A 21,200-nucleotide genomic window follows, 5' to 3' on the forward strand; every position below is an offset into this window, starting at 1 on the left:
AGAGGGAATGATGACTTTCCAAGAAACACCTTCGTTTATGATGGGAATATTCGCGGTTATTCAAGCACTCTTTCTGCTGGCGATAACCCCATTATGTACAGGTATTTCTCGCCAAATTCGTGCCAAGATGCATTCGCGTCAAGGTCCTGGTATTTGGCAGGATTACCGAGATATTTTTAAATTACTTAAACGTCAATCCGTAGCCCCTGAGCAATCCGGCGTGATCTTCCAAGTGATGCCTTATGTGTTATTAGGCAGCATGTTATTAGTGGCAATGGCATTGCCTGTCTTTACGGCAACCTCTTTGTTTGGTGGTGCGGCTGACTTAATTGCATTAATTTATCTGTTTGCACTATTTCGTTTCTTTTTCTCTTTATCCGGTTTGGATTCAGGTAGTCCATTTGCGGGTATTGGGGCCAGCCGTGAACTGACATTGGGTGTATTAGTTGAGCCTATTTTAGTGCTTTCGTTGATTGTGGTGGCATTGATTGTGGGTTCAACCAATGTCGGTACTATCAGTGCGACGCTCGCCCAAGGTTGGGTATCACCCACAGCTACACTTTTAGCCTTATTGGCTTGTGCTTTTGCGGCATTTATTGAAATGGGCAAAATGCCTTTTGACGTCGCGGAAGCAGAGCAAGAATTACAAGAAGGACCACTAACCGAGTACTCTGGCTCTGGTTTTGCCATGGTTAAACTGGGTATTGGTTTAAAACAAGTAGTGATTGCTGAGCTGTTCCTTGCCGTATTTATTCCTTTTGGCAAAGCGACTGAATTTACCTTTGTCGCGCTTCTTGTCGCCTTAGTGTTAATGGCCGTGAAATTGCTGGTCGTGTTTGTATTAGCGTCATTAGTTGAAAACAGTTTAGCGCGTGGTCGCTTCTTACTGACTCAGCATGTGACATGGTTAGGGTTCGGTGTTGCGGCACTGGCTTTTGTTTTCTATTTAACTGGTCTATAAGGAGCGATGATTGCAATGGAAAATATAGCTCTTGCGACCTTACTCATCCCATTTGCAGGGGCGTTAATTACGTCCATACTGCCAAATCGGATGGCGAAGTGGTTATGTACACTGTTCGCTTTATTAGCCACATTAGGTACTGTTGTTTTAGGTTGGCAGTTCCTCGCTGAAGGTAAAGTCGATACCACAATTACGCTAGTACAATATGGTGATGTTGCGCTATTTGGTTTTACCATTGATCGCGTCAGTACCTTAATTGCTTTTGCCGTTGTGTTCTTAGGATTACTCGTTAGTTTTTATTCAACGGGTTATCTCACTAACGGTAACCGTGAGCACCCCCATGATGGGACTCGTCGTTATTATGCTTTCCTGTTGATCTTTATTGGTGCTATGGCAGGTTTAGTACTGTCATCTACCATTTTAGGGCAACTGCTGTTTTTCGAAATTACCGGTGGTTGTTCTTGGGCATTAATTGGTTATTACCAATCAGAGAAGTCATTGCGTTCGGCAATGAAGGCATTGTTAATTACTCATGTTGCGTCAATCGGTCTGTATCTTGCAGCAGCAACCTTGTTTGTAAGTACGGGTTCGTTTGAATTAACCGCGATAGCAACATTAGATGAGCCAACAAAACTGATTGTCTTTGGCGGTATTCTGTTTGCTGCTTGGGGTAAATCAGCACAGCTTCCTTTACAAGCTTGGTTACCTGATGCAATGGAAGCACCAACACCTGTAAGTGCTTACTTACACGCTGCGTCAATGGTTAAAGTGGGCGTGTATATCTTTGCTCGTGCCATTATTTCTGCCGGTGATGTCCCTCATATCATTGGTTGGGTGGGGATCGCCATGGCGGTTATCACTCTGATTTATGGCTTTATGATGTATCTGCCACAAAAAGATATGAAACGTCTGTTAGCATGGTCAACCATTACACAGCTTTCTTATATCTTCCTCGCGTTATCTATCTCAATCTTTGGACCTCGTGAAGCCTTTAATGGTGGTGTGGCTTATATCTTTAACCACGCTTTTGCTAAAAGTTTGTTCTTCTTAGTCGCAGGTGCTTTAAGTTATAGCTGTGGTACTCGTATGTTACCGCGCTTAAAAGGGTTAATTAATAAATATCCATTGCTGGGTGTGGGCTTTTGTGTTGCTGCGTTAGCGATTGCAGGTGTACCACCACTCAATGGTTTCTTTAGTAAATTCCCTATCTTTGCAGCAGGCTTTGAATTATCGAGTGTGTTCTGGGTAATGACACCTATTATGGTTCTGGTACTGATTGAATCTGTTGCAAGTTTCACTTGGTTTATCTACTGGTTTGGCCGTGTGGTGCCAGGAGAACCAAGTAAAGAAGTTGCGCAAGGACAACCGGTTCCTATGGCAATGCAAATTGTGATTGGAATCCTGATTATTATGTCTTTCGCATCCAGTGTTATTGCTGTGACTTGGCTAGGATAAGGGGATAAATCATGACTGGAGCACTTATTGTTAATAATTTAGCGGGGTTAATGATGATCACCTCGCTACTGGTGATAGGCGCAAGAAAGCCTATTGCTTCCTGTTGGTTTTATGCTCTGCAATCCTTTGTTTTGGTGATGATTTTTGTCACTTTAGCAAATACGCTAGATGCACATCAACTGACACTTTGGGCGATAACCGCCTTCTTTACCAAAGTTCTACTCGTTCCACTTATCTTAGGATTTGCCTTCCGCAAATTATCCGATCCGAGCGCCAATATCAGTGTCATTAAACCGGCATTATTGATGTTATTAGCCGCCGTGATTGTGATTTTATGCTGGTTTGTGGTTGAGCCAATTCAAATACCTATGGTGGCGGAATTGAAACCTGCATTAGCGGTCTCTTTAGGCCATTTTATGCTAGGTCTACTGTGTATTGTGACTCAACGAAATATTCTAAAACAAGCATTTGGTTACTGCTTAATGGAAAACGGCTCTCACTTAACACTCGCTTTATTAGCGTGGAGGGCACCAGAGTTGGTAGAAATTGGTATAGCAACGGATGCCATTTTTGCTGTGATTGTCATGGCAGTATTGGCGCGTAAGATTTACCGCACGCTCAACACACTGAACGTGGATCAACTGACCGCGCTGAAGGGGTGAGGAGATGAATCAAACAACCATGTTAACAATCTTAATGTTTGCACCGCTGGTATTTTCGATATTGGCATTTTTAAGCCCATTATTGAAAGCAGCGGCACGACCTATCGTTACAGGCATTCATACTATAGGTATTTTTGTCTTAGTCATTGCCGCGTTAGGCACTGTTGCTGATGTGATGTCCCATGGCGAAATACTGGCAGCAGCGAAATGGGTTCATGTTGATAGTTTAGGGGCACTATTTCTAGCCATTTTAGGCATCATTGGTTTTTTAACCGGCCTGTATTCTATTGGTTATATGAATCATGAAGTGGATGAGGGCGAAATTTCTGTTCGTACTTTATGTAACTACTATGGTTTCTTCCACCTCTTCCTTTTCACCATGTTATTAGCGATCACCAGTAATAACTTGATCTTGATGTGGGCCGCGATTGAAGCCACAACATTAAGCTCTGCTTTCTTAGTAGGGATTTATGGTCAACGCTCTTCATTAGAAGCTGCATGGAAGTACATTATTATCTGTAGTGTCGGTGTCGCATTTGGTCTTTTTGGCACAATTTTAGTTTATGCCAATGCAGCAAGCTTTATGCCTGATCCTGATCAGGCCATCTTCTGGACAGAAGTGTTGAAATATACACATCAGTTAGATCCAACACTGATGCATTTAGCTTTTGTATTTATTTTGATCGGTTTCGGTACCAAAACCGGGTTATTCCCAATGCATGCATGGTTACCAGATGCTCACAGTGAAGCGCCAAGCCCTGTTAGTGCGCTGTTATCTGCGGTGTTATTAAACTGTGCGCTGTTAATCATTATTCGTTACTACATTATTATTGATGCAGCAATAGGCACTGAATTCACTCGTAACCTATTGTTAATCTTTGGCTTCCTCTCTGTTGCTATCGCCGCGTTCTTTATTCTGATCCAGCGCGATATGAAACGCTTATTAGCGTACTCCAGTGTGGAAAACATGGGGTTAATTGCAGTGGCTCTGGGTATTGGTGGCCCGATTGGGATTTTGGCGGCTTTATTCCACACGTTAAACCACAGCTTAGCAAAAGCATTGCTGTTCTGCGGCTCTGGTAACGTGTTACTGAAATACGGTACACGGGATCTAAATGTCGTGAAAGGCATGTTTAAAGTAATGCCATTAAGTGCTGCATTATTTGCTGGCGGTGCTTTGGCATTAGGGGGCATGCCACCATTTAATGTCTTTATCAGTGAATTTATGATTGTTGTTGCAGGCTTAGCAGCTAAGCATATGGGATTAACAATTCTATTATTATTGTTATTAACCGTAGTATTAGGTGGATTAGTTCGTATGGTAGCTAAAACGGTATTTGGTCCAAAACCGGATGTGGTTGCCAAAGGTGAATTAGGTCTGTTAACCACACTACCGATGATCATTTTGATTGCGCTTATGTTGTTAATGGGAACACATATTCCTAAGCCAGTCAGTGAGTTATTAGAGAACGCAGCCAATATCGTGATGAATATCGATGAGAGTGGATCACCAAATTATACATGGCCAACAACGTTAATCAGCAATCCATCAATATCGGTTCAGGAGAAGTAACGTGAGCTATCAAAATTATGTCAGTAGAAAAGAGGGAAACGAACTCGGTGCGGGTTATGTTGCTAAAGTTCGAGAAAAATTCCCATCAGCTATTCTTGATGAAGAGCGACAAACCGCTGATCAATTGACGATAACAGTTAAAACGGGATCACTGCCTGAAGTGGTGGAGTATCTATATTACGGTTTAGGAGGCTGGTTACCTGTTTTATTTGGTAACGATGAACGTAGTTTAAATGGTGATTATGCCGTCTATTACGCCTTATCGATGGAAGAGGGTGAAAAGTGCTGGATAGTCGTTAAAGCACACGTTAGTCCTATTACACTTGAATTTCCTTCTGTTACCCCGCGAGTTCCTGCGGCAGTATGGGGAGAGCGTGAAATTCGTGATATGTATGGTCTTATTCCTGTGGGATTACCGGATGAGCGTCGTTTAGTGCTTCCAGATGATTGGCCTGAAGATATGTATCCGTTACGTAAAGATGCCATGGATTATCGCCAACGTCCAACGCCAACCACAGAAACAGAAACTTATCCGTTTGTGAACGAAGGCAAACAAGATGCGCGTGTCGTTCCTATCGGCCCTATGCATATTACGTCTGATGAACCGGGACATTTCCGTTTATTTGTTGACGGTGAAAATATTGTTGATGCTGACTATCGCATGTTCTATGTACACCGTGGTATGGAAAAATTGGCAGAAACCCGTATGGGCTATAATGAAGTCACTTTCCTATCAGACCGTGTCTGTGGGATTTGTGGCTTTACACATAGCGTGGCATATACCACTTCTGTTGAAAATGCGTTAGGTATTGAAGTGCCTCGTCGCGCTCATACTATCCGTTCTATTTTATTAGAAGTTGAACGTCTACATAGTCATTTATTAAATATCGGTTTAGCAAGTCACTTTACCGGATTTGATACCGGTTTCATGCAATTTTTCCGTATTCGTGAAAAATCCATGCAGATTGCTGAAATGCTGACGGGAGCACGTAAAACCTACGGCTTAAACTTAATTGGTGGTATTCGCCGCGATATTTTAAAAGATCAACGTATTAAAACTATCCAATTAGTCAGAGAAATGCGCAAAGAAGTCACTGAATTAGTCGACATCTTACTTTCTGCGCCAAATATGGAACAGCGTACTGTTGGGGTCGGGATTTTAGATAAGAAAGTCGCGCGTGATTTCAGCCCGGTAGGCCCGATGATCAGAGCCAGTGGTTTTAAACGTGATGTACGCTTTGATCACCCATTTGCAGATTATGGCAACTTACCATTAACTCTATTTAGTTATGAAGGTGGGGATGTTTTCTCACGTGTGATGGTGCGTATTAAGGAAGTGCTTGATTCTATGGCAATGATTGAATATGCCTTAGATAATCTGCCGGAAGGACCGTTATTAACAGAAGGCTTTACCTACCAACCTTATAAATTTGCACTTGGTTTTACCGAAGCTCCACGAGGTGAAGATATTCACTGGAGTATGTTGGGTGATAATCAAAAATTATTCCGTTGGCGTTGTCGTGCGGCCACTTACGCTAACTGGCCAGTACTACGTTATATGTTACAAGGAAATACGGTTTCTGATGCACCATTAATTATCGGTAGCCTCGATCCTTGTTACTCCTGTACTGACAGGGTAACGCTTGTCGATGTGAAAAAACGTAAATCGAAAACAGTTTCTTATAAAGAAATTGAACGTTATAGCATCGAACGTAAAAATTCGCCGCTCAAGTGAGGGACTGAACGATGTTAAAATTGTTTAAAACCATTATCAAAACAGGCGATGCAACAACAAAATATCCTTTTAAACCATTAGAACTCCCTGATGGTTTTAGAGGAAAACCTGAGTACTCACCTGAGCAATGTATTGTTTGTGGGGCTTGTACTTCTGCATGTCCTGCGAATGCACTGACCATGGAAACCAACCTCGAAACGGGTGAACGTCACTGGCAGTTATTTATTGGTCGTTGTATTTATTGCGGCCGCTGTGAAGAAGTCTGCCCAACTCGGGCAATTGTATTATCAGATATGTTTGAAACGGCAGTCACACAAAAATCAGATCTTTATATTAAAGGTACATTTAAATTATTAAGCTGCCGTGAGTGTCATCAACCCTTTACACCTAGAAAATCTGTTGATTACGCTATGGCACTGCTGGTGCAATCGGGTTGGGATGCACAAACTGTTGAGGCAATGCGTCCACAATTTGAAACTTGCCCAGAGTGTAAACGTAAACATAACCTACTCTCTGATGGTCAAGAAAATATTAGTATGGGCAATGTCGGGAGTGTGAAAAAATGAGTCTACCAGAAATTCCCATCAATCATCATGTCAGCCAACCTATCACATTAAGTGATCAGGTGAAAAAGCTGAAAAAAACGTTATTGAAAGATATTCAACGTTCCGCGTATGTTTATCGTGTTGACTGTGGTGGTTGTAATGGTTGTGAGATTGAAATTTTCTCTGCAATTACACCTGTTTTTGATGCCGAGCGATTTGGTATCAAGGTGGTTGCTTCACCTCGCCATGCTGATATTTTGTTATTTACTGGTGCCGTAACACGCCAAATGCGTGTACCGGCATTACGTGCTTATGAATCAGCACCAGATCCCAAAATTTGTATCTCTTATGGCGCTTGTGGTTGTGGTGGTGGGATATTCCACGATCTCTATTGTGTATGGGGTGGGAGTGAAACCATCGTTCCTATTGATGTGTGGATCCCTGGTTGTCCTCCGACACCTGCAGCAACTATTTATGGTTTTGCTGTGGCATTAGGCTTATTAGATCAAAAACTAAAAGGTCAAAATCACACTGAAGTAGATAATGAACAAGCGTCACTGTTACTGCCGTCGATCCCTCTTGATACTCGGGTAATGATAGAGCGTGAAGCTCGTCGTCTTGCTGGTTATTATCAAGGGCGACAAATTAGTGATCATTTCCTCACTTTACTTGATGGTGCCACAGTACAAGAAGTCAGTGGGCGTGTTGATGAATGGTTACGCCAAGCGAATGATCCTCGTTTAGCGGAAATTGTAAAACGACTGGTGCATTCATTAAACCAAGGAGGCGTTCATGTCTGATGACGCTAAAGTTTACTTTTGGTCATTAAGACAAAAGTTTGTTGATAGCGATGATGATATACCTGAGCAGGCGCAACAAGTGATGTACTACTCGTTGGCGATTGGTCATCACGTCGGCATGATTGACTGCTTAAAAACGGAGTTGGTTTGTCCTTTAGAAAAATATCAAGCATGGATTGATTTATTACCTGAGGGGGAAGCAAAACGAAAAATGCAAGGATTGCTGACTTTCGGTGAGATCAATATCAATTCTGAACATACTCACATGTTAGCTTTAGCTTTCGATCCTATTGCCAAAAGTGATGATCCACTTTTTAGTGAGTGGAGCCAAACGCTGATTAATTTATTAGGTGAAATTGTTATAGAGCCAGCGATTTATTTGATAGTAAAGAGAAAACCATGAGTGAAACAATGACAGCACCTAAGGTCGTATTAACGGTAGGAAATAGCATGATGGGGGATGATGGAGCCGGTCCTCTGTTAGCGGATTTAATGGAAGCAAACCCGATTGATGGTTGGATGGTTATCAATGGGGGAAGTGCGCCAGAGAATGTTTCTTATCAAATAAGAGCATTACAACCGCAATGTGTTGTCATTGTTGATGCGGCTGATATTGGTTTAAAACCTGGTGAAATAAGGGTAATAGATCCTGATTATATTGCAGAAATGTTTATTATGAGCACCCATAACATGCCGTTAAATTTTCTGATAGATCAATTAAAGGACGATATCCCCGATATTACTTTCTTGGGGATCCAGCCCGATCTGGTGGGATTCTATTACCCAATGACCGAAGCGGTAAGAAACGCTGTTGATAAAGTTTATCAAGGCATTAAGTCTTGGCGAGTTGATTACTTTCCTGAGCTTGAAGTCTGTGATGAAGACGATATCGAAGAATAGAAAAATTAAAGTACAAAAAACATAAAGTATAAATAAGTATCCATAAGTAAAAAACATCCGTTCTGCGGATGTTTTATATTAATGAGTGATATAAGTGTCATAACCGCTAAAAAAAGACAGTTTTGTAACTTATATCACTCATTGGTAAACAGTCATCTTGAGCCTATCTTTTTTAAAAAACGCACATCCTTAACCCTTTCTTCATCAGTATCAAGACAAAATTACTTATACTTAGCCTAACTAGTGAATTTTAGAGGCCTAATTGGCTCAAAAAGCGCACTTTTTGATTAATGTTAAGTGTAACATAGCAAGATTAGCTTCATATTAAGCTAACTATCTTTGCTACCCTTAATGCCCTTAAGCAAAAATGTTCACGACAAAATATTTCTGTCTTATTAAAAAAATAAAAGGTTCGGTATGTCCTCTTCTTTTCCCCAATTAAGTATTGTGGTGGCGGTTTTTAATGGTGAAAAATTTTTACCACAGTTTTTTAATTGTTTACATGCACAACAACTGGAAAACTGGGAACTTATTTTAGTTGATGATGGCTCTACTGATAACTCTCGTCAGATCTTAGATAAATGGGAAAAACACTTTCCCAATGTCACTATTTTAACACAAGAAAACCAAGGTGTTTCCGTTGCGCGTAATACAGGATTTGCTGTTGCAAAGGGGGAATACGTTGCTTTTCCTGATATTGATGATGTGATAGATAAACGCATGTATCCCCGATTACTTGAAATTGCCCAAGCCGATAATTTGGATGTGGCAACCTGTAATGGGAATTATGTTTATGATGATAAAAACCGACCAACACGCCCTATCTTTCCTTCAACGCGTTTAACAACCACAGAGGTATTAACCGGGCCTCAATGGCTTGAACGTGCTCTTGAGTCGAAAAAATTCTTACATGTTACATGGTTAAATATTTATCGACGTCAGTTTTTACTGGAGCATGGTTATTACTTTGAGCCGGGTTTGCATCACCAAGATATTCCTTGGACGACAGAAGTGTTATTAACGGCGAAACGGGTAAAATATATCGATGAGCGTTATTACGACTATTTTATTCATTCTGGCTCCGTGTCGCATACGACACCCGATGATCGTATTCATGTAAGAACAATTTATAACTATATGAAAATACTTGAGATGCTGGATGCTATTAATCAGCGCCATGCTGAGATAGCAAAAACGATCAATGCTTGTTATTGGCAAATAGCCAAAGAAGGTTTAGGTATTATTCATTCTATTGATGCGATTAGTTCACCAGAAACCAAAAAACAGATAGTTAAGGTATTTTTTGAGCGGGGAATTTGGGCATTAATTTGGAAAAATGCGAAAGATTTTAGATTAAAATGGCGTTTAGGGCGGCGTTATTTTCGACTGAAAAAAATATTAGCAGAATAAATATAAGTGGGTGTAATAATTTGCACCCTTTATTTTTTCATTAATATACTTATCGTAAAATTAGGTTATTTCGTAAAAATAGCAATTTATTTTGTTATATGCTCACTATTAAGAATGAGCATAACCTATATAACTGATTTATTAGAAAAAACTGTGCTCTATTTAAAAATTTGTCATATTGAACGCTATTGCTTGATGAAAGTTTATGTAAAATCAATAAAATGTTGGATATTATTCGAGTAATTCAAGAAAAGCTTTTATGATGCCAAGCAATTAATCCTTTTGTCTGCATCAATGTGCAGAACATCATAATAACAACAGTTAACTTATTTCTTTTCTGCCTCTTTCAAACAGATTGAGACTGATGATAAGTCGTATCTAAAAAATCGGAGAATATTTATGTCTATTCGGTTTAGTTGGCGAAAATCGTTTATTGCTTTATCCTGCTTAGCCGCACTTAGTGTTCCTGTTACTACTTCAGCACAAACCTTAAAATTAGCCATTGGTGAAGAGCCGACAGAAGGTTTTGATCCCATGTTAGGGTGGAGCCATGGTAGCTACTTACTGCTACACAGCCCATTATTAAAGCAAAATGCGGATCTGAGTTGGTATAGCAATATGCTCAGTGATTATCAGCCTAGTGCAGAGGGCACAACATGGAAGCTGACGTTAAAACCAGATTTGAAATTTTCTGATGGTTCCCCTTTAACCGCAAAAGATGTTGCCTTTACCTATAACAATGCCGCGGCAAGTGGCGGTAAAGTGGATATGGGAAACTTTCTTTCTGCAACGGCAGATGATGATTTACATGTCACTATTGCTTTAAAAGCGCCTCAAAGTACTTTTGTTAATGTATTAGGCTCGCTAGGCATTGTTTCGGCTGATAAATATGATGAAAAAACCTATGCACAAAAGCCGATTGGTGCCGGTCCTTATCGTATGGTCAGTTTTCAACCGGGTCAGCAACTCATCGTTGAGGCAAACCCTTATTATGCGGGTAAGAAAAATGATTTCGAAAAGCTTATCTTTGTTTTTCTTGATGAAGATGCCGCTTTTGCTGCCGCTCAAAGTGGACAACTAGGGGTTGTTCGTATTCCTCCTGCCACCGCAGCCATTGCTAAAAATTTGCCTAATGTAAAATTGTGGGAAAGAGCCAGTGTTGAAAATCGTGGTATTGTCTTTCCTATGGTGAAATCAGGTGAGAAAAATGCACAAGGGTATGATATCGGTAATGATATCACCGCAGATATCGCCATCCGTAAAGCGATTAACTATGCCCTTAACCGCCAATTACTGGCAGAGCAAGTATTAGATGGATATGCAGTTCCTGCTTATACTGGCGTAAAAGGATTACCTTGGGATCAAACCGAGGCCGCATTTAAAGATGGTGATATTGAAAAAGCCAAACAAATTCTTGATGATGCGGGTTGGAAACTCAATAAAAATGGCATTCGAGAAAAAGACGGTCTAGAAGCGAAATTGACACTCTGGTACACCAGTGGTGATGCAACTCGTCGTGATTTAGCCGAATCAATTCGTGCGTTAGTGCAACCTCTTGGCATTCAAATGGATCTTAAGTCAGGAAGCTGGGATACCGTAGAGCGTTATATGCACTCAAACCCGACTTTGTTTGGTTGGGGAAGTCTTGATCCGATGGAGCTCTATCATCACTATAGTATGAATGCCGCAGGTGTGGGTTACTATAATCCTGGGTATTATAAAAATCCTGCCGTTGAAAAACATTTACAAGCAGCATTAGATGCACCGACATGGCAACAAGCGGTCCCACATTGGCAAGCGGTAGAGTGGGATGGTAAAAATGGCGTCGGTATCAAAGGTGATGCTGCTTGGGCTTGGTTAATGAATATTCAGCATACTTACTTAACCGATCCTTGTGTTGATTTAGGCACTGGCGCTCCGGAAATTCACGGTTCATGGTCATTATTAAATAGCGTAGATACTTGGAAGTGGACTTGTCAGTAATACGTCAAACAGTAGGATTTTTCCTGCGATTATTATGCCTGCTGCTGGTAACAACAGCAGGTGTTTTTATTTTATTAAGTTTTTCGCCGATTGATCCGATCAAGGCCTATATCGGTAGTGATTTGCTAAACGTTCCGCCTGAGCAGTATCCGCTGATAGCGGCTCGCTGGGGGATGGATCAGCCACTATGGATGCGTTTTTGGCTCTGGTTTAGCCAGATAATCCAAGGTGATTTTGGTTATTCCATGCTCTATAACATGCCGGTTATTGATGTTATTCGCCAACGGGCAGGGCCTTCGTTTATCCTGCTTTTTTCTGCATGGCTATTTTCAGGTGTAATAGGGGTGTTAATGGGGTTAGTGGCAGGACGATATCTTAATCGTTGGCCTGATAGGATCATCTCAACCCTCTCTTATTTGCTGGCCTCATTACCGACTTTTTGGGTTGGATTGCTGTTGTTATCGCTGTTTTCGGTAACGTTACACTGGGCACCTATTTGCTGTGCATGGCCGATGGGCAGTAGTGCTGAAGCAGCCACATTGAGCCAACGTTTTTCGCATCTTATTTTACCTATGATAGCGTTAGGATTATTAGGTACAGGTAATATCGCACTGCATACTCGCGCAAAAGTTGCTGAAGTGATGGGCAGTGAATTTATTCATTTTGCTAAAGCCCAAGGTGATAAAGGTTGGGCTATGATGCTTTTTCATGTTCTACGTCATGCCATTACTCCCGCACTTTGCTTACAGTTTGCATCAATTGGTGAATTGTTAGGTGGTTCATTATTGGCGGAGAAGGTTTTTGCTTATCCGGGATTAGGGCAAGCGACAGTAGATGCCGGATTGCGTGGGGATATCCCCCTATTAATGGGGATTGTTGTATTTAGCACAATTCTCATTTTCTTTGGAAACAGTATCTCTAACTACTTGTTACGACGAATTAATAAAGGAATTTTGCGCGACTTATGATTTACGATCCCAATAAGCCTTTATTTAGACTGCTATTTGTCTCAATCGTATTAGTGGGGCTGGTTATTTATGGCTTATCTGTTTCTCATACTGATATTGTGATGGATTTTTTAGCTAGAAACCAAGCGCCATCTACTCAGTACTGGTTTGGCACGGATAATTTAGGCCGTTCACTGTGGTTACGCTGTTTTCAAGGTATGTTAAGTAGCTTAAATATCGGTGTAACTAGTGCCGTTGTCAGTGGTGCTATTGCTTTGATATTCGCTGGGATCTCCTCCATTAATCGCCATTGTGATTTATTGGTCAGAGGGGTGGTTGATGCCTTGTTAGCATTACCTCATTTACTGTTATTGATCTTGATCTGTTTTACTTTAGGTGGGGGACAGCAAGGTGTTATCTGGGCTGTTGCATTAACCCATTGGCCCAAATTAGCCCTAATTTTACGTGGTGAAATTCAACGTATTCGTGAAGCAGATTATGTGATGCTATCTCGCCGTATTGGCAATACACCTTTTGAGTGTGTGAAAAAACACTATATCCCAATGTTATTACCGCAATGGATTGTAGGAACGTTGCTTATGTTTCCGCATGCGGTATTACATAGTGCTGCGTTGAGCTTTTTAGGTTTTGGGCAAGCAGCGCATGAGCCTTCTCTTGGATTGCTATTAGCGGATGCCTTACGTTATTTAAGTACCGGTGCTTGGTGGATGGTGTTTTTTCCCGGATTAATTTTAATGTGCTTGGTATTGATATTTGATCAATTTGCTAAAGCCATGCAGCAACTATGGTTAAGAGGGGCAGGATGTTAAGTTTTGAACAGCTTTCCATTGATATTGCGCAGTTTCGTTGGTTAGGAAAGCGCACTTGGCAGCCTTTATTAAAATCTATTTCTCTTGATATTAAACCTGGCAAAATGCTGGCTTTAGTGGGGGGGAGCGGTGAAGGTAAAAGTTTACTCCTGCAAAGTGCATTGGGACTACTACCTGCTAATATGCGAACCCGAGGCACAATTAAACTTAATGGGCATCCGTTAACCGAGCGAGAGCTTATTGCTTATCGTGGTAATACTTTTTGCTATATTCCTCAAGGTGTAACAGCGCTTAATCCGTTAATTAGCATTGGTGAACAACTGGGCCGTTCAGCGCGGTTAAGTGGTGCTGATATCACCTATGAAGATATTAAACACCAATTTGGTTTATATCACCTCTCTAGCTCGTTAGTGAAAACTTACCCCGCAAAATTATCGGGGGGAATGGCTAAACGAGTACTCGCCTGCAATGCAACATTATCTAATGCACAATATATACTGGCTGATGAGATAACATCATGGCTTGATGATGAACACGCTTGTTTATTGCTAGAGCATTTAAAAGAGTTATGTCACCAAGGTAAATCAGTCCTATGGGTCACCCATGATTTAGCTTTGGCTGCTCGTTATGCCGATACCATTGCTGTGTTGAGGCAAAGGGAGCTAAATGAGATAGTCGCTGCTAAAGCGCTTTATCATCATGGTGGGAGTGAGTGGCTAAAAACATTGTGGAATGCACTACCTGAACAGCAGTTTTTAGATCTACAAGAGGGGGCTTGCAACCCATACCCATATTGAGTAGTGATAGATTATCTTCTTTATATACCTTTTTCTCTTAGAGAACCCTATTTTTGAGGTTATTTTTATGCCACTTTTAGCGCTACAGCAACTCTCTGTGCAACAAGCCGGTAAGATGTTATGGCATGATCTCTCTTTTTCATTAGAGGCGGGAGAGCGCTTAGGCATTTCTGCGCCAAGTGGTAGAGGAAAAACAACGTTAGGTCGTGTATTAGCACAATGGCAAATGCCGACTAGTGGGCAAATTCTTTTTAATCAGCAACCTCTGCCTAAGAAAGGTTATTGTCCCATTCAACTGGTTCCGCAACATCCTGATAAATGTTTTAATCCATTTAGAACAACCGGAGAGAGTGTACGTGATGCATGGGTGCCTGATAGCCTGTGGCTTGAAAAATTGATGATAGAGCCAGAGTGGTTAACCCGTAGGCCTAATGAGTTATCAGGAGGAGAATTGGCACGTATTGCATTACTACGAGCACTTGATCCTCGAACACAATTATTAATTGCAGATGAAGTGACTGCACAATTAGATGCACAGATCCAAGCCAAAATTTGGCAAGTATTAATCGATGAAAGTCAAAAACGTCCTTTAAGTTTAATTATCTTTAGTCACAATAAAGCCTTACTAGAAAAAGTATCTACCAGAATATGGTGGGTAGATAAGGAAAAAACATGTTGATAGTAAAAAGGATACTGGAGCGATTTTAATAAAAAAAAGCTTCCTGTATTTTGAAATATAGGAAGCAAACTATTACTACTAATTATAATAATAATAAGGAATTAAAAACGATATGTATAACCAATACCCATATGAATATCTTGATTACGATAAGGGGTCATTTGCCAATTTGTTGTCGTATTAACAGATGACTGTTTATCTAGTTGGTAAGTTAGCCCTACACTAGCAAATGGACGCTGTGCTAACTGTTTTTTGTTGTCGTTATAGTTAATTTTTTGCTGACCTAGATAATCAATATGACTTTGGAAGTCACCTTGGTGATGTGATAAATGCCATAATAAACCCGCTTTGCTGTCCAGTTTGAGTTTGGCATTGACTGTATACTCTATTCCTAATCCTATTTTTGCAAGCAATGAATGTGCATTAAGTTCTTGATAATGGACTGCAAGTTTAGTCCCTTGTGTTTCGCTATAAGCAGAGCGTGATGTTTGATTAAAAGTAAGTCCTGCAAAAGGCGTTACAGTGATAAGGTTATTGAGTGTGTAAGGATAATATCCTTGTAAATCAATATAATAACCGGAGATCTTTGCGTGGCCTTTACCCGCTTCGGTATTATCTAATATTGGTCTTTTAATCGTGACTTTGCGGTTTACATATGCCCCTTTTAATGAAAGATGTAATGCATTGCCATTCGAGGTTGGGTTTAGTGACGGGATTAAATCAACGCTAAAACCAATTAACGGTAAAGGGTATCCTTGATATTCATAGCCTGTCGGTAAAGAAGAGTAGCTATCGCTATCAATAGCAAGACCAACCACTAATGGTGTTTGATTGATATCAAAACGATAAGCTCCACTAATGCCCGTTTGTATAGCGTTGGCTTTATCAATATTTTGATAGTGTGTGAAGCCACTAAGACATGCTTTTTCAGTACCGACAGAACAGGTGGCAGAAGAGAGATAGCGCAATTGCCCTTGTTGCATATCGATAAGTTTATAGCCGTTTTCAGCCATTAATTGCATTGATTTATAGCTGTTTTCTACATCGATTGGTTTACTGATAGCTGTCGATGATTTTGCTGTTTCTTTCTCTTTTACCTTTGTTTTAGCCTGTTGTACTTGTTCATCTTCTACAGGGGGAAGTTCTTTATCAGCTTGTAGTCTGGCTAGGCGCTCTTGCTCCGCCTTTTCCTGCTCAGCTTGCAGTCTGGCTAGGCGCTCTTGCTCCGCCTTTTCCTGCTCAGCTTGCAGTCTGGCTAGGCGCTCTTGCTTCGCCTTTTCTTGCTCAGCTTGCAGTTTGGCTAGGCGCTCTTGCTCCGCCTTTTTTTGCTCAGCTTGCAGTTTGGCTAGGCGCTCTTGCTCCGCCTTTTCCTGCTCAGCTTGCAGTCTGGCTAGGCGCTCTTGCTCCGCCTTTTCTTGCTCAGCTTGCAGTCTGGATAGGCGCTCTTGCTCCGCCTTTTCTTGCTCAGTTTGCAGTCTGGCTAGGCGCTCTTGCTCCGCCTTTTTTTGCTCAGCTTGCAGTTTGGCTAGGCGCTCTTGCTCCGCCTTTTTTTGCTCAGCTTGCAGTCTGGCTAGGCGCTCTTGCTCCGCTTTTTCTTGCTCAGCTTGCAGTCTGGCTAGGCGCTCTTGCTCCGCTTTTTCTTGCTCCGCTTGCAGTTTGGCTAGGCGCTCTTGCTCCGTTTTTTCCTGCTCAGCTTGCTTATCTTTTTCATCTGCAATTCCTTGTTGTTCAGTATTGAAATATTTATCATCGATTTCATCATTTCTCCAAATAACTTGACGCCAGTTATTACGTTCATTAGTGGCTACACCATAAATGATTCTTCCATCATCTGAGATGGCATGTGCTTCTGAATCTTTTCCCCCGTCAAGTGTTCCTAAGTCATACATATGATTATTGAAATAAATAAAACCATGACGATGAAACATGATAAAGGCATGAGGACCAGTGCCTGTTAGATCTTTTGGAATGGTATTTAAGTTATACTCATCAGTTTCAGACCATCCTACAACATATTTACCATCAGCAGTAATATCAAGTGCTCTGGCATTTCTAAATCTTGCTTCTTCTTCTTTTTTAGAAAGATTACCAATATTGATGAGTTTATCATTAGAGAAGTCATAGAGTAGTGCTTGACTAAAAATTGCTGAAGAAGTTTTTGTTCTAGTAGGTAACCTAATTGCATAATTATTATGCCAAACATCTCCCCAGCCAACACTATAGTTCCCATCTGCTGAGGTATCTGCAAGTTTTGTCGATCCAAATTCAGAGAGACTAAGTTCTCGTATAGGGCCTGATGCTGTTGTGATAAAGGCAACTTTAGGATATTCTCTATCCAGTAATTTCTTTTTAGGTAAATCTCGGTTTAGCTGGCCAATAAAGACTTGACCATTATCACTGATTTTTTGAATATCAACACCTCTTCTTTTTATTCCCTTTAAGAAAGGATATTCAGTAATTGGTGAAAGTAAAATTGCTTTTTCTGGATGATTAGCTAAATACTTATTAACGTTATCGAATGTTAATTCGAAGTCTTCTTTTTTATAGATATCATAAATATATAGCTTCTTTCTCTCATCACCTTTGTATTCATATAAAATAAAATTACCATCTTTCGTTAAATATCTAATCTCCATGTTTCTATCTAAAATAGAAAATGTATTGTTATATACGTTATAGGCAAATACATAACATCCATTGTATGTACCACAACCGATAGTATCTTCAAAAATACTATTATTTTTAACCATCTGCTCTAATCTGGCTCTAGCACCTGCAAAGGCATACCCAACAACAGTTTTACTATTTTTTGAAATATGGGAAAGGTAAAGAACATCTAATTGCGAATTATTTTCTTTATTTATTTTTTTTATGGTTTTTCCGCCATCTATACTAATAAATAATTCATTTGGTAAGAGTTTTTCTGAGAAATAAACGGTTTCTCTAACATTATAATCAGGTATCTTTTTTTGAATATTACGTTCACCTTCATCAGCTATACGATTATATAATGAAAGTGTATCATCATTTATTGTTGCATATATGTAAGTGCTTCCAAACGGCGTCATTAACTGTTGGTTGTAACTATGCTTATCTAAGACACGGCCGTGGAGATGTTTAATGTATTCATATCTATTATGAGTAAATTCATAAAATTGACTTGCATTATTTGCAATACTAAAAGGGTTATAAATTGAGTCTCCCATATCATTTATATTATAATTGCTGTAGCAATTAATAGGCCATATATAGAGAGGACACAATATATATAATATTGATTTATTTTTCATTTTCATTTTATTTACCAAAAATAAGATTTTAACTGGAGGTTAACCTCTGTATTAATTAAAGTCAATTGGATAAAATGAAATGAATTTAATATATAATAATGAGTAAGAAATTATTATTATGTATATATATTTGGTGTTTTAATTAAATTTACTTTTCTAAGTGTTAATTCATTTTGTAGATTTATGATTTGTTCTTTATTTGCGGAACGCCAATTCTTCGCTTCACCATATACGCCATGCTGATGAAACGCATTAATACGAATTATAATTGATTCACCAAGTGAATTAATAAAATGAGAAAGCGGTTCTATATTCTCTAAATAATCGGTTTTTTCTGGAATATATAAAAGGCGTAATTCTGCAAGTAAATTATGCTCACTTAACCATTTGATTGATTTTTTAATACGTTGATTACTACGTCCGGTTAAATAAATATGTGTTTCTTCACTCCAACTTTTTAAATCAATCATCGCTCCATCCATAAAGGGGGCGATTTTTTGCCAACCATTAAGTGAAAGAGTGCCATTACTGTCAATTAAACAGGTAAGATGTCGAAGATCAGGGGCTTCTTTGATTGCTTTAAAATAATCAATTAAAAATGGAAGTTGTAACGTAGATTCCCCGCCACTTACGGTTACCCCATTGATAAAGGCTGCATATTTACGCGTAATTGCAATTAGTTCATCAACCGTATAGGTCAATGTCATAGGGCTTGATTGGCGAGGACATTGCTGAATACAAGTATCACATTGCTCACAACGGTGAGAGTTCCAACTTACTACTCCGTTTTGCAACGAGAGAGCTTGCTGAGGGCAAGTGGCAATGCAATCCCCGCAGTTATCACAAATCCCCATAGTGTAGGGATTGTGACAGTTCTTACAGCGTAAATTACATCCTTGTAGGAAGATGGCGAGGCGATTGCCTGGGCCATCAACACAAGAAAAAGGCAGTATTTTATTTATCGAAGCGCATCTGCTGTTCATGGCTAATCACTCGTGGTTTTCGTTCAGCAATATGGCAATTGGTTGTCGCTTCATCTCCTAACCAAGTTGTATTTAGGCGAGAGCCTTCTTCTTTATATTTTTTTAAATCCGATAACCGCACCATATACCCAGTGACACGGACTAAATCATTACCACCCACATTAGCGGTAAATTCGCGTAATCCGCAAGAAAACGCCCCTAAGCACAGTTGCATTAAAGCATCAGGATTTTGTTTGATAGTTTCATCCACGGTTAAAATATCACTAATACCTGAGGTATAAAATTGATGGTGGGGGGCAACGGTCATTAAATGAGTAACAGGATCAGGCTCTGTTCCATAAGGAATACGGGTAGCCGGTGTAGTACCAATATCAGAACTTATGCCTGATTGAGCATGTAACATGGCACGCTGTTTCCAACCATATTTTACAGGGGTCTGAGCAACAAACTGGGCTAGTTTTTCACTAATAATATAGCTAAGTTTATTGGCTGCTTCGCTATGACCATAGTTTGCTGTATGACCTTCTTTTTCAAGTAATAGAGAAACTGCTTCAGCCATACCATAAATGCCAAACATCGGGGCAAAACGATCGGGTGAGATCAAACCTTCTTCTACTAAAAAGCTTTGTTGAAAAAAGTTTGATTTTTCATAGAGGAATTCGCAACGAGCATTGATGATCTCGATTTGTTTTTGCATATAAAACGGCAATACATTCTCTAGAAAGTCGGCACTATTTTGGCTGCGCTTTGCTACTTCTTTGAGATTGATACGAACTAAAGTGCTACCGCCACCACTTTGCGGTAGAGAGTTATAACAACTAACAATACCGTATTCATCTTTACCAAATACAGCATCTTGCAATGTACCGTTAGCAATATGGGGTTTACTACTATGACAAATATTGGTGATTGCTTGGTGCAATAAATCAGAAGGTGTTAGCGCCGCGTCATAAATAAAGGTGAGATTCGGGGCTACTTGTTGAAGTTCAACATCTACCTTAAGAATTAAACGTGTAATGATAGAGTCTTCAGGGCCAATATTAGCGTGCATAAAGGCATCAGGAAGGGTTCTATCAAGATAGCGCCAGAAACGCTTTAATTTTGGATAGAGTTGCTCTTGCGTCAAATTCCCCACATAAGGTAGTAAGATTTTATCAATACGACCTAAATAAACCGGCATTGAAGTGACTGAAGGAACATGATGATAAAGGATAGTCAGCATATTTAGCGCATCATCAAAATCTTGGGCAGGTTCAAGCTCTAAATAGCGCGAGCCTTGTGCTAAGAATTTCGCGTAATCAGGTAATACATAACGTGGTTTATAAGGGGCATGACCTTCATACATATCGCAGATAACCCGTTCATTTAGCGCAAGGCTCGCCTCGTTAGATAATGTCGGGTATGGCAACATATTTTCCGCTTCTAATGCTAGAAAATGACGTTTTTGTTCGGGGGAAAGGGTTGGATTTTCTACGATTTGTTGACAACGTTGGATAACAGATTGTTCAGTCATAACCACCTCAGCAACTCAAGAGCAAAAGAAAGATGTAAGATTTATTTATCGCATTAGGTTAATAAATTGACTGAGATTTACTGTGATTTTAAACAAAGCCCATTCAAAGTTTAAGGGAATAGCACGAAAATACGTAT

The 21,200-nt window shown here is 40.0% G+C and carries 18 protein-coding genes; 15 read left to right on the top strand and 3 right to left on the bottom strand.

Annotated elements, in window-relative coordinates; translation table 11 throughout:
• Positions 1–10: 10 nt before the first annotated feature.
• The 15 genes from AACV00_RS02210 (at position 11) to AACV00_RS02280 (ending at position 15,277) form a co-directional block, all read left to right on the top strand.
• Entirely contained in the window at positions 11–961 is a 951-nt protein-coding gene (locus AACV00_RS02210) for a respiratory chain complex I subunit 1 family protein (RefSeq protein ID WP_012368421.1), read from the top strand.
• 6 nt (positions 962–967) lie between these two features.
• Positions 968–2,416 carry a hydrogenase 4 subunit D gene (locus AACV00_RS02215; protein ID WP_012368420.1) on the top strand — a complete coding sequence of 483 codons (1,449 nt, stop codon included), beginning with the start codon at positions 968–970 and terminating at the stop codon, positions 2,414–2,416.
• A gap of 11 nt (positions 2,417–2,427) precedes the next feature.
• On the top strand, positions 2,428–3,078 hold the full coding sequence (hyfE, locus tag AACV00_RS02220) for a hydrogenase 4 membrane subunit (protein WP_004245691.1): 651 nt from the start codon (positions 2,428–2,430) through the stop codon (positions 3,076–3,078).
• Positions 3,079–3,082: 4 nt separating this feature from the next.
• The gene (locus tag AACV00_RS02225) at positions 3,083–4,651 is read left to right on the top strand and encodes a hydrogenase 4 subunit F (protein WP_004245690.1); all 1,569 of its coding nucleotides are present in this window, start codon (positions 3,083–3,085) and stop codon (positions 4,649–4,651) included.
• A gap of 1 nt (position 4,652) precedes the next feature.
• Complete coding sequence (locus tag AACV00_RS02230) at positions 4,653–6,386, top strand: hydrogenase large subunit (protein WP_004245689.1); 1,734 nt, start codon at positions 4,653–4,655, stop codon at positions 6,384–6,386.
• Positions 6,387–6,397: 11 nt separating this feature from the next.
• The gene (gene hyfH / locus AACV00_RS02235; protein WP_004245688.1) at positions 6,398–6,952 is read left to right on the top strand and encodes a hydrogenase 4 subunit H; all 555 of its coding nucleotides are present in this window, start codon (positions 6,398–6,400) and stop codon (positions 6,950–6,952) included.
• Positions 6,949–7,731 (top strand): NADH-quinone oxidoreductase subunit B family protein, encoded by a 783-nt coding sequence (locus AACV00_RS02240; RefSeq protein WP_004245686.1) that lies wholly within the window; start codon positions 6,949–6,951, stop codon positions 7,729–7,731. Before hyfH ends, AACV00_RS02240 begins: the two co-directional genes overlap by 4 nt.
• The gene (locus AACV00_RS02245; protein ID WP_004245685.1) at positions 7,724–8,134 is read left to right on the top strand and encodes a formate hydrogenlyase maturation HycH family protein; all 411 of its coding nucleotides are present in this window, start codon (positions 7,724–7,726) and stop codon (positions 8,132–8,134) included. The genes AACV00_RS02240 and AACV00_RS02245 overlap by 8 nt, the downstream gene beginning before the upstream one ends.
• Positions 8,131–8,631 (top strand): hydrogenase maturation peptidase HycI, encoded by a 501-nt coding sequence (gene hycI / locus AACV00_RS02250; protein WP_004245684.1) that lies wholly within the window; start codon positions 8,131–8,133, stop codon positions 8,629–8,631. Before AACV00_RS02245 ends, hycI begins: the two co-directional genes overlap by 4 nt.
• A 417-nt stretch (positions 8,632–9,048) precedes the next feature.
• Positions 9,049–10,041, top strand: coding sequence for a glycosyltransferase (locus AACV00_RS02255; RefSeq protein ID WP_012368418.1), 993 nt, complete (start codon positions 9,049–9,051; stop codon positions 10,039–10,041).
• Between the two features lie 399 nt (positions 10,042–10,440).
• Positions 10,441–12,024 (top strand): ABC transporter substrate-binding protein, encoded by a 1,584-nt coding sequence (locus tag AACV00_RS02260; RefSeq protein ID WP_012368417.1) that lies wholly within the window; start codon positions 10,441–10,443, stop codon positions 12,022–12,024.
• Positions 12,009–12,992, top strand: a complete 984-nt coding sequence (locus AACV00_RS02265; protein WP_036973664.1) for an ABC transporter permease — start codon at positions 12,009–12,011, stop codon at positions 12,990–12,992. Before AACV00_RS02260 ends, AACV00_RS02265 begins: the two co-directional genes overlap by 16 nt.
• On the top strand, positions 12,989–13,801 hold the full coding sequence (locus AACV00_RS02270; RefSeq protein ID WP_004245680.1) for an ABC transporter permease: 813 nt from the start codon (positions 12,989–12,991) through the stop codon (positions 13,799–13,801). Before AACV00_RS02265 ends, AACV00_RS02270 begins: the two co-directional genes overlap by 4 nt.
• Positions 13,795–14,598 (top strand): ATP-binding cassette domain-containing protein, encoded by an 804-nt coding sequence (locus AACV00_RS02275; protein WP_161679856.1) that lies wholly within the window; start codon positions 13,795–13,797, stop codon positions 14,596–14,598. Before AACV00_RS02270 ends, AACV00_RS02275 begins: the two co-directional genes overlap by 7 nt.
• 67 nt (positions 14,599–14,665) lie before the next feature.
• The gene (locus AACV00_RS02280; RefSeq protein WP_004250173.1) at positions 14,666–15,277 is read left to right on the top strand and encodes an ATP-binding cassette domain-containing protein; all 612 of its coding nucleotides are present in this window, start codon (positions 14,666–14,668) and stop codon (positions 15,275–15,277) included.
• 101 nt (positions 15,278–15,378) lie between these two features.
• On the opposite strand, the gene AACV00_RS02285 is transcribed toward AACV00_RS02280, so the two are convergent.
• The 3 genes from AACV00_RS02285 to AACV00_RS02295 form a co-directional block, all read right to left on the bottom strand.
• Positions 15,379–18,483, bottom strand: coding sequence for an autotransporter domain-containing protein (locus tag AACV00_RS02285; protein ID WP_237612833.1), 3,105 nt, complete (start codon positions 18,481–18,483; stop codon positions 15,379–15,381).
• A 200-nt stretch (positions 18,484–18,683) separates the two neighbouring features.
• Positions 18,684–19,550: a YjjW family glycine radical enzyme activase gene (locus AACV00_RS02290; RefSeq protein WP_161680212.1), complete on the bottom strand. Its 867-nt coding sequence runs from the start codon at positions 19,548–19,550 to the stop codon at positions 18,684–18,686.
• The gene (locus tag AACV00_RS02295) at positions 19,522–21,063 is read right to left on the bottom strand and encodes a YjjI family glycine radical enzyme (RefSeq protein WP_004245670.1); all 1,542 of its coding nucleotides are present in this window, start codon (positions 21,061–21,063) and stop codon (positions 19,522–19,524) included. Before AACV00_RS02295 ends, AACV00_RS02290 begins: the two co-directional genes overlap by 29 nt.
• Positions 21,064–21,200 lie beyond the last annotated feature (137 nt).

Source organism: Proteus sp. G3927 (assembly GCF_963894685.1).
GTDB lineage: Bacteria > Pseudomonadota > Gammaproteobacteria > Enterobacterales > Enterobacteriaceae > Proteus > Proteus mirabilis.

Bases quoted from the DNA above. Each gene is read 5' to 3' on its own strand.
- AACV00_RS02255 (WP_012368418.1), top strand. From the start codon at position 9,049: ATGTCCTCTTCTTTTCCCCAATTAAGTATTGTGGTGGCGGTTTTTAAT.
- hyfE (WP_004245691.1), top strand. From the start codon at position 2,428: ATGACTGGAGCACTTATTGTTAATAATTTAGCGGGGTTAATGATGATC.
- AACV00_RS02245 (WP_004245685.1), top strand. From the start codon at position 7,724: ATGTCTGATGACGCTAAAGTTTACTTTTGGTCATTAAGACAAAAGTTT.
- AACV00_RS02225 (WP_004245690.1), top strand. From the start codon at position 3,083: ATGAATCAAACAACCATGTTAACAATCTTAATGTTTGCACCGCTGGTA.
- AACV00_RS02240 (WP_004245686.1), top strand. From the start codon at position 6,949: ATGAGTCTACCAGAAATTCCCATCAATCATCATGTCAGCCAACCTATC.
- AACV00_RS02285 (WP_237612833.1), bottom strand. From the start codon at position 18,483: ATGGGAGACTCAATTTATAACCCTTTTAGTATTGCAAATAATGCAAGT.
- hycI (WP_004245684.1), top strand. From the start codon at position 8,131: ATGAGTGAAACAATGACAGCACCTAAGGTCGTATTAACGGTAGGAAAT.
- AACV00_RS02280 (WP_004250173.1), top strand. From the start codon at position 14,666: ATGCCACTTTTAGCGCTACAGCAACTCTCTGTGCAACAAGCCGGTAAG.
- AACV00_RS02210 (WP_012368421.1), top strand. From the start codon at position 11: ATGACTTTCCAAGAAACACCTTCGTTTATGATGGGAATATTCGCGGTT.
- AACV00_RS02295 (WP_004245670.1), bottom strand. From the start codon at position 21,063: ATGACTGAACAATCTGTTATCCAACGTTGTCAACAAATCGTAGAAAAT.
- AACV00_RS02270 (WP_004245680.1), top strand. From the start codon at position 12,989: ATGATTTACGATCCCAATAAGCCTTTATTTAGACTGCTATTTGTCTCA.
- AACV00_RS02215 (WP_012368420.1), top strand. From the start codon at position 968: ATGATTGCAATGGAAAATATAGCTCTTGCGACCTTACTCATCCCATTT.
- hyfH (WP_004245688.1), top strand. From the start codon at position 6,398: ATGTTAAAATTGTTTAAAACCATTATCAAAACAGGCGATGCAACAACA.
- AACV00_RS02260 (WP_012368417.1), top strand. From the start codon at position 10,441: ATGTCTATTCGGTTTAGTTGGCGAAAATCGTTTATTGCTTTATCCTGC.
- AACV00_RS02275 (WP_161679856.1), top strand. From the start codon at position 13,795: ATGTTAAGTTTTGAACAGCTTTCCATTGATATTGCGCAGTTTCGTTGG.
- AACV00_RS02290 (WP_161680212.1), bottom strand. From the start codon at position 19,550: ATGAACAGCAGATGCGCTTCGATAAATAAAATACTGCCTTTTTCTTGT.